The organism is Parabacteroides sp. PM6-13 (genome assembly GCF_029892605.1).
GTDB lineage: Bacteria > Bacteroidota > Bacteroidia > Bacteroidales > Tannerellaceae > QVMG01.
Map to the genome: position 1 here is coordinate 104,680 of NZ_JARXWF010000002.1, position 13,942 is coordinate 118,621.

Annotated in this window: 25 protein-coding genes; all 25 read right to left on the reverse strand. The window is 43.3% G+C overall.

The features are described 5' to 3' along the window. Positions 1-2: 2 nt before the first annotated feature. Entirely contained in the window at positions 3-1,343 is a 1,341-nt protein-coding gene (gene secY / locus M2134_RS02480) for a preprotein translocase subunit SecY (protein ID WP_280750304.1), read from the reverse strand. Between the two features lie 3 nt (positions 1,344-1,346). Then, positions 1,347-1,793, reverse strand: coding sequence for a 50S ribosomal protein L15 (rplO, locus tag M2134_RS02485; protein WP_280750303.1), 447 nt, complete (start codon positions 1,791-1,793; stop codon positions 1,347-1,349). A 22-nt stretch (positions 1,794-1,815) separates the two neighbouring features. Continuing rightward, complete coding sequence (gene rpmD / locus M2134_RS02490; protein ID WP_280750302.1) at positions 1,816-1,992, reverse strand: 50S ribosomal protein L30; 177 nt, start codon at positions 1,990-1,992, stop codon at positions 1,816-1,818. Between the two features lie 14 nt (positions 1,993-2,006). After that, positions 2,007-2,522 carry a 30S ribosomal protein S5 gene (rpsE, locus tag M2134_RS02495; RefSeq protein ID WP_280750301.1) on the reverse strand — a complete coding sequence of 172 codons (516 nt, stop codon included), beginning with the start codon at positions 2,520-2,522 and terminating at the stop codon, positions 2,007-2,009. Next, a complete protein-coding gene (rplR, locus tag M2134_RS02500) occupies positions 2,522-2,866 on the reverse strand; it encodes a 50S ribosomal protein L18 (protein ID WP_280750300.1) in 345 nt (114 codons plus the stop codon). The genes rpsE and rplR overlap by 1 nt, the downstream gene beginning before the upstream one ends. 21 nt (positions 2,867-2,887) lie before the next feature. Continuing rightward, on the reverse strand, positions 2,888-3,439 hold the full coding sequence (gene rplF / locus M2134_RS02505) for a 50S ribosomal protein L6 (RefSeq protein ID WP_280750299.1): 552 nt from the start codon (positions 3,437-3,439) through the stop codon (positions 2,888-2,890). 16 nt (positions 3,440-3,455) lie between these two features. After that, positions 3,456-3,851 (reverse strand): 30S ribosomal protein S8, encoded by a 396-nt coding sequence (gene rpsH, locus M2134_RS02510; protein ID WP_280750298.1) that lies wholly within the window; start codon positions 3,849-3,851, stop codon positions 3,456-3,458. An 89-nt stretch (positions 3,852-3,940) separates the two neighbouring features. Next, positions 3,941-4,210: a 30S ribosomal protein S14 gene (gene rpsN / locus M2134_RS02515; protein ID WP_280750297.1), complete on the reverse strand. Its 270-nt coding sequence runs from the start codon at positions 4,208-4,210 to the stop codon at positions 3,941-3,943. A gap of 6 nt (positions 4,211-4,216) precedes the next feature. Then, positions 4,217-4,774 carry a 50S ribosomal protein L5 gene (gene rplE, locus M2134_RS02520; protein ID WP_280750296.1) on the reverse strand — a complete coding sequence of 186 codons (558 nt, stop codon included), beginning with the start codon at positions 4,772-4,774 and terminating at the stop codon, positions 4,217-4,219. Beyond that, complete coding sequence (rplX, locus tag M2134_RS02525; RefSeq protein ID WP_280750295.1) at positions 4,774-5,094, reverse strand: 50S ribosomal protein L24; 321 nt, start codon at positions 5,092-5,094, stop codon at positions 4,774-4,776. Before rplX ends, rplE begins: the two co-directional genes overlap by 1 nt. Positions 5,095-5,111: 17 nt before the next feature. Continuing rightward, positions 5,112-5,477 (reverse strand): 50S ribosomal protein L14, encoded by a 366-nt coding sequence (rplN, locus tag M2134_RS02530; RefSeq protein WP_280750294.1) that lies wholly within the window; start codon positions 5,475-5,477, stop codon positions 5,112-5,114. A gap of 2 nt (positions 5,478-5,479) precedes the next feature. Next, positions 5,480-5,737 carry a 30S ribosomal protein S17 gene (rpsQ, locus tag M2134_RS02535; RefSeq protein ID WP_280750293.1) on the reverse strand — a complete coding sequence of 86 codons (258 nt, stop codon included), beginning with the start codon at positions 5,735-5,737 and terminating at the stop codon, positions 5,480-5,482. 5 nt (positions 5,738-5,742) lie between these two features. After that, on the reverse strand, positions 5,743-5,943 hold the full coding sequence (rpmC, locus tag M2134_RS02540) for a 50S ribosomal protein L29 (protein WP_280750292.1): 201 nt from the start codon (positions 5,941-5,943) through the stop codon (positions 5,743-5,745). A gap of 5 nt (positions 5,944-5,948) precedes the next feature. Next, positions 5,949-6,383: a 50S ribosomal protein L16 gene (gene rplP, locus M2134_RS02545; RefSeq protein ID WP_280750291.1), complete on the reverse strand. Its 435-nt coding sequence runs from the start codon at positions 6,381-6,383 to the stop codon at positions 5,949-5,951. 19 nt (positions 6,384-6,402) lie between these two features. Then, a complete protein-coding gene (gene rpsC, locus M2134_RS02550) occupies positions 6,403-7,143 on the reverse strand; it encodes a 30S ribosomal protein S3 (protein ID WP_280750290.1) in 741 nt (246 codons plus the stop codon). 6 nt (positions 7,144-7,149) lie between these two features. Then, positions 7,150-7,560 carry a 50S ribosomal protein L22 gene (rplV, locus tag M2134_RS02555; RefSeq protein WP_280750289.1) on the reverse strand — a complete coding sequence of 137 codons (411 nt, stop codon included), beginning with the start codon at positions 7,558-7,560 and terminating at the stop codon, positions 7,150-7,152. 40 nt (positions 7,561-7,600) lie between these two features. Then, positions 7,601-7,870 (reverse strand): 30S ribosomal protein S19, encoded by a 270-nt coding sequence (gene rpsS, locus M2134_RS02560; protein ID WP_280750288.1) that lies wholly within the window; start codon positions 7,868-7,870, stop codon positions 7,601-7,603. A 20-nt stretch (positions 7,871-7,890) separates the two neighbouring features. Next, the gene (rplB, locus tag M2134_RS02565) at positions 7,891-8,715 is read right to left on the reverse strand and encodes a 50S ribosomal protein L2 (RefSeq protein ID WP_280750287.1); all 825 of its coding nucleotides are present in this window, start codon (positions 8,713-8,715) and stop codon (positions 7,891-7,893) included. Positions 8,716-8,723: 8 nt separating this feature from the next. After that, complete coding sequence (gene rplW / locus M2134_RS02570) at positions 8,724-9,017, reverse strand: 50S ribosomal protein L23 (protein ID WP_280750286.1); 294 nt, start codon at positions 9,015-9,017, stop codon at positions 8,724-8,726. Positions 9,018-9,030: 13 nt separating this feature from the next. Continuing rightward, positions 9,031-9,660: a 50S ribosomal protein L4 gene (gene rplD, locus M2134_RS02575; RefSeq protein ID WP_280750285.1), complete on the reverse strand. Its 630-nt coding sequence runs from the start codon at positions 9,658-9,660 to the stop codon at positions 9,031-9,033. Then, complete coding sequence (gene rplC / locus M2134_RS02580; RefSeq protein WP_280750284.1) at positions 9,660-10,277, reverse strand: 50S ribosomal protein L3; 618 nt, start codon at positions 10,275-10,277, stop codon at positions 9,660-9,662. Before rplC ends, rplD begins: the two co-directional genes overlap by 1 nt. Positions 10,278-10,298: 21 nt before the next feature. After that, positions 10,299-10,604, reverse strand: a complete 306-nt coding sequence (gene rpsJ, locus M2134_RS02585) for a 30S ribosomal protein S10 (RefSeq protein ID WP_005634728.1) — start codon at positions 10,602-10,604, stop codon at positions 10,299-10,301. Between the two features lie 74 nt (positions 10,605-10,678). Further along, the gene (fusA, locus tag M2134_RS02590) at positions 10,679-12,808 is read right to left on the reverse strand and encodes an elongation factor G (protein ID WP_280750283.1); all 2,130 of its coding nucleotides are present in this window, start codon (positions 12,806-12,808) and stop codon (positions 10,679-10,681) included. 31 nt (positions 12,809-12,839) lie between these two features. Next, on the reverse strand, positions 12,840-13,316 hold the full coding sequence (gene rpsG / locus M2134_RS02595) for a 30S ribosomal protein S7 (protein WP_280750282.1): 477 nt from the start codon (positions 13,314-13,316) through the stop codon (positions 12,840-12,842). A 142-nt stretch (positions 13,317-13,458) separates the two neighbouring features. Next, on the reverse strand, positions 13,459-13,842 hold the full coding sequence (gene rpsL, locus M2134_RS02600) for a 30S ribosomal protein S12 (protein ID WP_280750281.1): 384 nt from the start codon (positions 13,840-13,842) through the stop codon (positions 13,459-13,461). Positions 13,843-13,942 lie beyond the last annotated feature (100 nt).

Genomic DNA, 13,942 nt, shown 5'->3' on the forward strand with positions numbered 1-13,942 from the left:
AATCAATAAGCAGCAGCAGAACCTGCACGGCCTTTAATTCTACCTGACTTCAACAACCCGTCATAATGACGCATCAACAAATGGCTCTCCACCTGTTGTAGTGTATCCAACACAACCCCTACAAGGATCAACAAAGAGGTTCCGCCAAAGAATTGTGAGAACTCCATGCTTACCCCGATCAAACGCGCAAAGGCCGGCATAATAGCTACCAACGCCAAGAATAATGCTCCCGGCAAGGTGATACGGTCCATGATAGCATCCAGATAATCTTTGGTTGCTTTACCCGGTTTAACACCCGGAATGAAACCGTTATTACGCTTCAGGTCATCCGCCATTTGAGTCGGATTAATCGTAATCGCTGTATAGAAGTAGGTGAACAAGATAATCAGTAAGGCAAATACAAAGTTGTACCAGAAGCCTGTGTTATCCATGAAAACAGACCAGAAACGGCTGACTTCACCTGTATTGGAAAATCCTATAATAGAAATAGGAATAAACATAATAGCCTGTGCAAAAATGATAGGCATTACGTTTGCCGAATTCACCTTCAAGGGGATGTATTGACGTGCTCCACCATATTGTTTGTTACCAACGATTCTTTTTGCATACTGCACAGGCACTTTACGTGTTCCCTGTACCAGCATGATAGCACCGGCAATAACCACCAATAAGAACAGCATTTCAAACAGGAACATCACCAAACCACCTGTACTTTCGCTCTGACGGGAAATAAATTCCTGAAACAGCGAGTGAGGCAGACGGGCAATGATACCCACAAGAATGATAAATGAAATCCCATTACCAATCCCTTTATCTGTGATTCTTTCACCTAACCAGAGTACAAACATACTACCGGCCGCCAGAATAATCGTCGCATAAATGCTAAAGAATACACCGGAAGGCAGGGCTGCACCTACTTGACGCAGCTGTACGCTTAGGTTGACCAAATAGGTCGGTCCTTGTAACAAAAGGATAGCAATAGTAAGGAGACGTGTATATTGGTTTATCTTTCTCCGGCCACTTTCCCCTTCACGCTGCATTTTTTGCATGGCAGGAACTGCGATAGCCAACAGCTGCATCACGATGGAAGCAGAGATGTAAGGCATAATCCCTAATGCAAAAATGGACGCGTTGGCAAACGCACCTCCGGAAAACATATCCAATAAGGCTAACAAACCACCCCTTGTCTGACTTTGTAAAGCAGTTAACGATTGCGGGTCAACACCTGGTATAACCACGTATGTACCGAACCGATAAATCCCTACAAGCAAAAGAGTGGTGAGGATCCGATTTCTCAGATCCTCTATCTTCCAAATATTTTTTATTGTTTCAACTGCTCTCATGACTTAGAGTTTAACTGCTGTTCCACCTACGGCCTGGATAGCAGCTTCTGCGCTTTTAGAGAAAGCATGTGCTTCAACTTCAAGTTTAGCAGTAAGGCTGCCTTTGCCAAGAATTTTAACTAACTGAGAAGTAGAAATAAAACCTGCTTCAATCAAATCGTTTAATCCGATTTTAGTCAGTTGCTTAGCATCAGCCATTGCCTGTAAAGTGGAAAGATTGATCGCTTTATATTCTACGTGGTTAATATTCTTGAAACCAAACTTCGGCAAACGTCTTTGAATAGGCATCTGTCCCCCTTCAAAACCAATCTTCTTGGAATATCCGGAGCGCGACTTAGCCCCTTTATGACCTCTTGTTGAAGTTCCGCCTAAGCCAGAACCTGGACCGCGTCCGATTCTTTTTCTGGTTTTAACAGATCCTTCCGCCGGTTTTAAATTTGATAAATTCATCTCTATATTGTTTTATCAATTATTACTCTACTACAGAAACTAAATGTTTCACTTTGTTTACCATTCCCAGAATAGCAGGAGACGCTTCATGTTCTACAACCTGATTCATCTTTTTCAAACCCAGTGCATCTAAAGTTCTTTTCTGATCTTTAGGGCAATTGATTCTACTTTTAGTCTGTTTCACTTTTATAGTTGCCATAATTCTTCTCCTTCTTAACCTTTAAACACTTTTTCTACAGAAATACCTCTGTTTTGCGCAACCATCAGTGGGCTTCTCATCTCTCCCAGGGCAGCAATTGTTGCTTTCACTAAGTTGTGAGGATTTGATGAACCTTTTGATTTAGCCAAAACGTCATGTACGCCAACACTCTCAAGCACCGCGCGCATAGCACCACCAGCTTTCACTCCGGTACCAGCAGTAGCCGGTTTCAAAAATACCGAAGCTCCGCCAAACTTAGCCACCTGCTCGTGAGGAATTGTTCCTTTATGGATAGGCACCTTAATCAGGTTTTTCTTGGCAGCTTCTACACCTTTTGCGATGGCTGTTGTTACTTCACCGGCTTTGCCTAAGCCCCAGCCAATGATACCATCTTCATTTCCTACTACGACAATAGCAGCGAAAGTGAATGTACGTCCCCCTTTTGTTACTTTTGTAACACGGTTGATAGCCACCAATCTGTCCTTCAACTCTATGTCGTTGGTTGATTTAACTCTATTTACCATCTTCATTAAAATTTAAGGCCACCTTTACGTGCTGCGTCTGCTAATTCTTTAATTCTCCCATGATACAAGTAGCCGTTACGGTCGAATACCACTGTCTGGATACCAGCTTCCTGTGCATTCTTCGCTACTAATTCGCCTACTTTAGCTGCCACCTCTTTTTTAGGACCTTTTTCTTCCATTTTCAAAGAAGAAGCGGCTGCCAGGGTCTTACCTGTTGTATCATCAATCACCTGTGCATAGATTTGCTTGTTGCTTCTAAACACAGTCAGGCGTGGACGTTCCGATGTACCGGATACTTTCCCACGGATGCCTTTTTTTATCTTAAGTCTTCTTAATTCTTTCGTTGTCATGATAATTTCAGTTTACGTAAATTACTTACCAGCTGATTTACCAGACTTTCTGCGAATCACTTCACCCACGAACTTGATACCTTTTCCTTTGTAAGGTTCAGGCTTACGGAATGAACGGATCTTAGCGCAAACTTGTCCGATTAATTGTTTATCAGCCGATTCAAGGATAATAAGCGGAGCTTTGTTTCTTTCCATCTTGGTCTCAACCTTGATTTCCGGCGGCAACATCATATAGATATTATGTGTAAAGCCTAACGAGAAATCCAACAGTTGTCCCTGGTTTGAAACACGGTAACCAACGCCGATCAACTCCAACTCTTTCTTGTATCCTTCGCTCACACCGATGACCATGTTATTGATCAACGAGCGATACAAGCCGTGCAACGCACGATGTTCGCGTTCATCATCCGGACGTGTTACTGTAATCACACCGTCTTCCAGTTCTACCGTGATATCCGGATTCACATCCTGAGAAAGTTCGCCTTTCGGACCTTTCACGGTTACTTTATTATCCTTAATTGTTACGGTTACGCCTGCCGGCACCTGTATGGGTAATTTTCCTATTCTTGACATTCTTACTTCCTCCTCATTAATAAACGTAACACAATACTTCACCGCCAATCTTCAAATCGCGGGCTTCTTTGTCGGTCATCACACCTTTGGAAGTAGAAACAACAGCAATACCCAAACCGTTCAATACGCGCGGCATGTCTTTATAACCTGTATACTTACGCAAACCGGGCTTAGAAACTCGTTCGAGTTTCTTAATCGCACTTACTTTGTTTACCAAGTCATACTTCAAGGCAATCTTGATCGTGCCTTGAGGACCGTCCTCTACAAACTTGAAATTCAAGATGTAGCCCTTGTCAAAGAGAATCTTAGTGATCTCTTTCTTTACATTTGACGCAGGGATCTCCACAACTCTGTGGTTCGCTTTAATTGCATTACGCAATCGCGTCAAATAATCTGCAATAGGATCTGTCATTATTTATAAAAATTAAATTGATCCCGTCTCCCGGGACAATATTTAACAAATGATTGATTTGTTCATCAACCGTTACTTTATACGTTGGATTACCAGCTTGCCTTCTTTACACCCGGGATTAAACCGTTAGAAGCCATTTCACGGAATTGAATACGTGAAATACCAAACTGGCGGATATAACCTTTCGGACGACCGGTCAGTTTGCAACGATTGTGCATACGTACCGGAGAAGCATTCTTTGGTATAGCCTGCAAAGCTTCATAATTGCCTTCTGCTTTCAACTGAGCTCTTTTCTCTGCATATTTGGCAACCATTTTAGCTCTTTTCACCTCGCGGGCTTTCATAGATTCTTTAGCCATACTTCTTTAGTCTTTTTTAATATTCTTAAAAGGCAAACCAAATTCTCTCAAAAGTGCATACCCTTCTTCATCTGTTTTTGCAGAGGTCACAAAGGTAATATTCATTCCCAATATTTTAGTAATATTATCGATATTAATTTCCGGGAAGATGATCTGTTCCTGAACACCGAGGGTATAATTACCACGTCCGTCCAGTTTACTTTCGATTCCTTTGAAGTCACGGATACGAGGCAAAGCAACGCGAACGAGTCTTTCCAGGAATTCATACATTTGCTCACGACGCAATGTTACCATCACACCGATAGGCATTTTCTTACGCAATTTGAAGTTTGAGATGTCCTTCTTAGAAACGGTGGCTACCGCTTTCTGACCTGTGATCGCACTTAATTCAGTGATCGCAATGTCAATGATCTTTTTGTCGGCAGTTGCCATACCCAGACCTTGGTTTACCACGATTTTCTTCAATACAGGAACCTGCATAACAGATTTATACCCAAACTCTTTCGTCAAAGCAGGAACAATTCTGTCCTGATATTCTTTCTTAAGACTGGCCGTATTGCTCATTACTTAATTTCCTCCCCTGATTTTTTAGCATAACGTACTAACTTACCCTTACTGTCCAATTTACGACCTACGCGTGATGGTTTTCCTGATTTAGGATCGATCACGTTCAGGTTGGAAATATGAACGGGAGCCTCTTTCTTCTCTACGCCTCCTTGCGGATTTTTTGCGTTCGGCTTGGTATGCTTGGATACCATATTAACACCTTCGACAATGGCACGGCTGTCTTTTACAAATACTTGTAAAACGCGACCGGTTTTGCCTTTGTCTTCTCCGGTATTAACAAATACTATATCGCCTTTTTTGATATGTAATTTACTCATTACTCTACGATTTACAATTAAAGCACTTCAGGTGCAAGTGAAACAATTTTCATGTTCGTAGCACGAAGTTCACGGGCAACCGGACCGAAAATACGGCTACCGCGAATATCACCGCCATTGTTCAATAATACACAAGCGTTATCATCGAAACGGATGTAAGAACCATCCTGACGACGGATCTCTTTCTTTGTGCGAACGATAATCGCTCTTGAAACGGCACCTTTTTTAACATCACTGGATGGGATCGTACTCTTAACCGCTACAACGATCACATCACCTACAGAGGCATATCTCTTACGAGTACCACCCAATACACGGATACACAAAGCTTCTTTGGCTCCGCTGTTGTCTGCAACAACTAATCTGGATTCTTGTTGTATCATTTTTACTTAGCCCTTTCGATTATTTCTACTAATCTCCATCTCTTGGTTTTGCTCAATGGGCGAGTTTCCATAATTTTTACGGTATCACCGATATTACATTCGTTCTTTTCGTCATGAGCGTGATATTTCTTCGTCTTATTCACGAACTTACCATAAATGGGATGTTTTTCCTTCCATTTAATAGCCACCGTGATGCTTTTATCCATCTTGTTGCTGGTAACTACGCCCATTCTTTCTTTTCTTAAATTTCTAGTTTCCATCAGGCTCATTTTTTGTTGTTAAGTTCTCTCTGACGCAACTCAGTCTTGAGGCGTGCAATCGTCCTGCGTTGTTGTTTAATCTGTGCAGGGTTATCCATAGGAGAAATGCTATGGTTGATCACTTTCAGATCGTAAGCAGCGGTTTCCGCGTCTACTCTCTCCAGCAATTCTTTTGTACTTAATTCTCTAATTTCTGCAATCTTCATAACACTTACGCATTTTGATTATTCATATCATAATCACGTCTCACGACAAATTTAGTTGTCACAGGAAGCTTTTGAGCCGCTAAGCGCAAGGCTTCTTTGGCCACATCAAACGGAACACCTTCTATTTCGAAAAGGATACGGCCCGGAGTAACAGGTGCCACGAATCCTTCCGGATTACCTTTCCCTTTACCCATACGTACCTCTGCAGGCTTCTTTGTGATCGGTTTATCCGGGAAGATACGCACCCATACTTGTCCCTGACGTTGCATATAACGTGTCACGGCGATACGGGCTGCTTCAATCTGACGACCGGTAATCCATTTATTCTCTAACGATTTTATACCAAATGACCCGAATGCGATCTGGCTGCCACGCTGAGCTTCGCCCTTCATGCGGCCCTTCTGCATTCTTCTGAATCTGGTTTTCTTAGGTTGTAACATCTTTCTTAAATTCTAATGTTTAACGATTCGCTCTCTTCTTCTTGAAGTTTCTGTCTCCTCTGTCGCGACCACCACCGGTGTTTTCTCTACGGCCGGATTCTTTCTGCTGTGTAAAGTTAGGAGCAAGATCTCTCTTACCATATACTTCACCACGGCAAATCCACACCTTCACACCCAGCAGGCCTACTTTTGTCAATGCTTCAGCCAGGGCATAGTCAATGTCTGCTCTGAAAGTATGCAACGGAGTACGTCCTTCTTTATACATTTCCGAACGAGCCATTTCAGCCCCATTCAGACGCCCAGAGATTTGAATTTTGATACCTTCCGCTCCCATTCTCATGGTAGAGGCAATCGCCATCTTGATGGCGCGACGGTATGCAATTTTACCTTCCAGTTGACGAGCAATATTGTTTGCCACGATCACCGCGTCGAGTTCAGGACGTTTCACCTCAAAGATGTTAATCTGAACCTCTTTGTCGGTAATCTTCTTCAACTCTTCTTTCAACTTATCAACTTCCTGTCCCCCTTTTCCGATGATAATACCCGGACGAGAGGTGCAAACAGTTATCGTAATCAACTTCAGCGTACGTTCAATGATGATACGAGACACACTAGCTTTGGCCAGACGAGCGTTCAGATACTTACGGATCTTACTGTCTTCCAACAAAGTGTCCCCGTAATTTTTGCCGCCGTACCAATTGGAATCCCAACCACGGATGATTCCTAAACGATTACTAATTGGATTTACTTTTTGTCCCATCTACAATTAATTTTGACTATCGTTGCTACTTAGTGTATCTACAAACAATGTTACGTGGTTCGAACGTTTACGAATACGGTAACCTCTTCCTTGCGGAGCCGGACGCATTCTCTTCAGAGTAGTAGCGCAATCTACGCTGATCTCTGAGATATACAATTCACCGGCCTCTGCTTTACGTTCGTTCTTCTGTTCCCAGTTGGAAATAGCCGAACGGAGCAATTTTTCTACTCTTGCTGCAGCTTCCTTGTTAGAAAACTTCAAAACTCCCAGTGCACGAAATACTTCCATGCCACGTACCATATCGACTACCAAACGCATTTTGCGCGGAGAAGTAGGTACATTCCGCAACTTCGCGAAATATTGAGTTTTGCGGGCTTCTTTTCTTGCTTCAGCTGATATTCTTTTTCTAGCACCCATTTTATTTGATTCTTTTTATTATCAGATTCCTGAGTTCCTGTTATCTTTTCTTGTTACCGCCATGGCCGCGGAACGTACGTGTCGGAGAAAATTCACCCAACTTGTGTCCCACCATATTTTCGGTGACAAAAACAGGAATAAATTTATTACCATTGTGAACTGCAACTGTATGCCCTACAAAGTCTGGCGAAATCATTGAAGCTCTTGCCCATGTCTTAATAACGCTCTTCTTGCCTGATTCATTCATCGTCAGGATTTTCTTTTCGAGCTTAACATTAATATACGGGCCTTTTTTTAGTGAACGACTCATAGTTTACTTAATTAATCAGATTATTTCTTTCTTCTTTCAATGATATACTTGGAAGAATGCTTCTTAGGAGCTCTTGTCTTCAAGCCCTTAGCATATAAGCCTTTGCGTGAACGAGGATGTCCCCCTGATGCACGTCCTTCACCACCACCCATTGGGTGATCAACCGGGTTCATAACTACCCCACGAACGCGAGGACGACGACCCATCCAGCGAGTACGACCGGCTTTACCTGATTTTTCAAGACCATGGTCTGAGTTTCCAACACTACCAATAGTAGCTTTACAAGCAGCAAGAATCTTTCTTGTTTCACCTGAAGGCATACGGATAATCGCGTAAGCGCCTTCTTTAGAAGTCAGCTGAGCAAATGCACCGGCCGAACGTACCATTTTGGCACCCTGACCCGGACGAAGCTCAATGTTGTGAATAATAGTACCGACAGGTATGTTTGCCATCGGCAAGCAGTTACCTACCTCAGGAGCAGCATCGCTACCTGAAATCACTGTCTGGCCTACTTCCAATCCGTTCGGAGCAACGATATATGCTTTTGCTCCATCAGCGTAATACAACAAGGCGATGCGTGACGTACGATTTGGGTCATACTCAATGCTCTTCACTGTTGCTGGAATGCCATCTTTATTTCTCTTGAAATCGATAAAACGATACCGTTTTTTGTGGCCACCACCGATATAACGCATTGTCATTTTACCAGTGTTGTTACGACCACCTGAACGGTCTTTACCTGTTACAAGAGACTTCTCTGGTGTACTTGCAGTGATCTTATCAAATGCACCAATAACTTTGTGTCTCTGCCCCGGTGTTGTGGGCTTTAATTTACGTATTCCCATTTCTTTTTTTAGATATTACTAAAGAAATCAATTGTTTCTCCTTCTTTCAAGGTAATAATAGCCTTCTTGAATGATGCGGACTTACCGGTGATCACACCTGATTTGGTGTAGCGGCTTTTACGCTTTCCGTCGTAGTTCATGGTGTTCACGTCTACTACAGTCACGTTGTACATATCTTCAATAGCTTTCTTAATCTCTAACTTATTGGCATCCGGAGAAACTCGAAATCCGTAGCGAGTAGGACATTTCTCTGTAATCGCTGTTTGTTTCTCTGTTACGATAGGTTTAATAATTATTCCCATTTCTCTTTACTCCTTATGCTTTAAAAAGTTCGTCAATCACAGCCAGTGAGCTTTCTGTGAATACTACGCTATTAGCATTCAAGATGCTATAAGTATTCAAGTCGCTGGCAGTCATCACATTTGTTTTACCCAGGTTACGGGCTGACAAACGGATGGTATTGTTAGCTTCCGGCAAAACCATCAACAGTTTTTTGTCTGCGATGTTCAACCCTTTTGTGATAGCCACAAATTCTTTTGTTTTCGGTGCTTCCATAGTGAAGTCTTCCAAAACAAGAATAGAATTTTCACGGGCTTTGTAAGAAAGAGCTGATTTACGAGCCAATCTCTTTACTTTCTTGTTCAATTTGAAACTGTAATCCCGTGGTTTCGGACCAAATACACGGCCACCACCCACCAATACCGGTGATTTGATGTCGCCGCGACGAGCGCCGCCTCCACCTTTCTGGCGGATCAATTTGCGTGTACTTCCTGCGATTTCGCTACGTTCTTTTGATTTGTGCGTACCCTGACGTTGGTTCGCCAGATATTGCTTTACATCCAAATAAATAGCATGGTCATTCGGTTCAATGCCAAAAATCGCATCGTTCAATGTAACCTTTCTTCCGGTATCTTCACCTTTACTATTCAATATACTCAGTTCCATTACTTTTCAATTAATAAGATTGAACCTTTTGCTCCCGGAACAGAACCTTTTACTAACAAAAGATTATGTTCTGAAATCACCTTAATCACTTCGAGGTTCTGAACAGTTACCCGTTCGTTCCCCATTTGTCCGGCCATACGCGTTCCTTTGAATACTTTCGCCGGATAAGAACAGGCACCGATAGAACCGGGAGCACGCAGACGATTGTGCTGACCGTGGGTAGTCTGTCCTACCCCACCAAAACCATGACGCTTAACAACGCCCTGGAATCCTTTACCTTTCGATGTTCCTACCACATCAACGAAACCTGCATCTTCCAGATAATCTACGGTGATCACATCACCCAGATTATACGCAGTTTCAAAATTCTTGAACTCGGCCAAGTGTCTCTTGGGGGTTACGCCCGCTTTCTTGAAGTGACCCATTTCAGGCTGTGTCGTGTGTTTCTCTTTTTTGTCTTCGAAACCCAACTGAACAGCTGCATAGCCATCTTTCTCAAGCGTTTTGATTTGCGTAACAACACAAGGACCTACTTCGATAACAGTGCATGGAAGATTTTTTCCCTCGGCACTGAAAACGGATGTCATTCCGATTTTTTTTCCTAACAATCCTGGCATTTCACTTAATTTTTAATTATCTCACACTTTAATTTCAACCTCAACACCGCTGGGTAATTCCAGCTTCATCAACGCGTCAACAGTTTTCGCTGTTGAACTGTAAATATCAATCAATCTCTTATAAGAAGAGAGTTCGAACTGCTCGCGTGATTTTTTGTTCACGAAAGTAGAACGGTTGACAGTAAAGATACGTTTGTGAGTAGGCAGAGGTATCGGACCGCTTACCACCGCACCGGTAGCTTTTACCGTCTTTACGATTTTCTCAGCTGATTTGTCAACCAACGAGTAGTCGTAAGATTTTAATTTAATTCTAATTTTTTGGCTCATTTCTTAATTATCAATTATCAATTATCAATTATCAATTGGGGAAAGAGCCATTTCCTCCCCCAATTGCTTTTGTTTTATTTTATCAGATCTACGCGTCCCTGAACTTCAGTCAGTACCTGCTTAGCAATCGCTGAAGATACCGGTGAATAGTGAGAGAAATGCATAGACGATGTTGCACGTCCTGAAGTAATCGTACGCAAAGCGGTTACATAACCGAAGGTTTCTGCCAATGGCACTTTCGCTTTCACGATACGGGCACCGGTACGGCTTGATTCCATACCTTCTACCTGACCACGACGTTTGTTCAAGTCACCAATCACATCACCCATGCTCTCTTCCGGAGTAACCACTTCAATTTTCATGATCGGTTCCAACAGGATCGGAGCAGCTTTAGCTGATGCTTCTTTGAATGCCTGGATAGCAGCGATCTCGAAAGACAACTGGTCGGAGTCGACCGCGTGGAACGAACCATCGATCAATGTCACCTTCAGTTGATCCAGCGGATAACCTGCCAATACACCATTCTTCATTGCTTTTTCGAAACCTTTCTGTACGGAAGGGATAAATTCTTTTGGGATATTACCACCCTTCACGATATCAACAAACTGCAATGCGCCTTCAAAGTCTTCGTCAGCCGGTTCAACGCGAACGATGATATCAGCAAACTTACCACGACCCCCAGATTGTTTCTTATATACTTCACGCAACTCAACAGCTTGTGAGATGGCCTCTTTATAAGTAACCTGCGGACGTCCCTGGTTACATTCTACCTTGAATTCACGACGCAGACGGTCGATAATGATATCCAGGTGAAGCTCACCCATACCACTGATCACGGTCTGACCTGTTTCTTCGTTGGTCTGTACGCGGAACGTAGGATCCTCTTCAGCCAGTTTACCAAGACCCATACCCAGACGATCCAAGTCTTTCTGTGTCTTAGGCTCTACGGCGATACCGATAACCGGTTCCGGGAATTCCATAGACTCCAGAGTGATCGGATGATTTTCATCACACAATGTGTCACCTGTACGGATATCTTTGAAACCTACCCCTGCGCCGATGTCACCACAACCAATCATTTCCATCGGGTTCTGCTTGTTGGAGTGCATCTGGAACAGACGAGAGATACGTTCTTTTTTGCCTGTACGGCTGTTGTAGATATAAGAACCTGCATCCAGTTTACCGGCATATACACGGAAGAAGCACAAACGGCCTACATACGGGTCGGTTGCGATCTTAAATGCCAAGGCTGTCAACGGTTCTTCGTAGATCGGCTTGCGCGTGATCACTTTTTCTGAATCGTTCGGATCCGTACCTTCGATCACATCCACGTCTGCCGGGCTCGGCAGGTAAGCACAAACAGCGTCCAACAGCGGTTGAACACCTTTGTTCTTAAAGGATGAACCACAAATCATCGGATTGATCTGCATAGCCAGTGTTCCTTTACGGATAGCCACGCGGATCTCATCTTCTGTAATGGTAGAAGGATCATCGAAATATTTTTCCATCAACGTGTCGTCACATTCTGCCAGTACTTCCAGCATCTTGTCGCGCCATTCTTCTGCTTCGGCAACCAGGTCAGCCGGGATCTCTTCAACAGAGTATTCAGCTCCCATAGTTTCGTCATGCCAGAAGAGTGCTTTCATCGTCACCAGGTCGATACAGCCACGGAACTTTTCTTCCGCGCCGATAGGGATCTGGATCGGACAAGGATTCGCACCTAAAACATCTTTCACCTGACGCACTACCTCGAAGTAGTTAGCGCCTGAACGGTCCATTTTATTTACATAGCCGATTCTGGGTACCATGTATTTGTCAGCCTGACGCCATACGGTTTCCGATTGGGGTTCAACACCACCAACGGCACAAAACGTAGCAACAGCACCATCCAACACACGCAGTGAACGCTCTACCTCAACGGTAAAGTCAACGTGTCCCGGAGTATCAATCAGGTTGATCTTAAATTTATCGTCATTGTAATTCCAGAAAGTAGTGGTAGCCGCAGAAGTGATCGTGATCCCACGTTCCTGCTCCTGTGCCATCCAGTCCATGGTGGCTGTACCATCATGCGTTTCACCGATCTTATGAGTCAAACCGGTATAGAAAAGAATACGCTCTGAAGTCGTTGTCTTTCCCGCATCAATGTGGGCCATAATCCCCAGGTTTCTGGTATACTTTAATTGTTCGTCAGCTTTGCTTGCCATTTTTTACTGTTTTCCTATTATTTCCTAAAAATTAAAATCTGAAATGAGCAAAAGCACGGTTTGCCTCTGCCATACGGTGCATATCTTCTTTACGTTTGAACGCACCACCCTGGTTGTTGAACGCGTCGACAATCTCCGCGGCCAATTTATCAGCCATGGTCTTTCCTCCACGCTTACGAGCGTACAGGATCATATTTTTCATTGAAACGGACTCTTTACGATCAGGACGGATCTCTGTAGGAACCTGGAAAGTGGCACCACCTACACGGCGTGACTTTACTTCGACTTGAGGAGTGATATTGTCGAGAGCGGCTTTCCAAATCTCAAGGGGAGATTTTTCTTCATTAGGCAACTTAGCCTTCACAGTTTCCAAAGCGGAATAAAAGATGGTGAAAGAAATGCTCTTCTTTCCATCATACATCAAATGGTTAACGAATCTCGTCACCTTTACATCACCGAAGACCGGATCCGGGAGGATCTGTCTTTTCTTTGGTTTTGTTTTTCTCATTTTTTTCTCAAAAATTTTGTTCTTGTCTTTGGTTGTTCAGTCTTCAACAAGTTCCTCCGAACCGTTTACTCAACCTATCATGTCCAAATACTCAAACTGCTTTAATTACTAATTTTCTAAATCTCAGTTTGAAGGGGATGAATTACTTCTTAGCCGCTTTCGGACGCTTAGCTCCATATTTGGAACGACGTTGCGTACGACCGTTAACTCCTGCTGTATCCAATGTACCACGTACGATGTGATAACGTACCCCCGGAAGGTCTTTTACACGACCACCACGTACCAATACGATGGAGTGTTCCTGCAAGTTGTGTCCTTCGCCCGGGATGTAAGAGTTCACCTCTTTACCATTTGTCAAACGTACTCTGGCTACCTTACGCATGGCAGAGTTTGGTTTTTTCGGAGTTGTCGTGTAAACACGCACGCAAACACCACGTCTCTGAGGACATGCGTCCAGTGCAGGCGACTTTCCCTTTTCTACCAAAGATTCCCTTCCTTTTCTAACTAATTGTTGAATTGTAGGCATTTCTTTCTTCTTTTAAACTTTAAATATTTGATCTCTAAATTAATTCTTTCCTGTTTTTCAGGGCTGCAAAGATACGCATTATTCCCGTATAACCAATGAG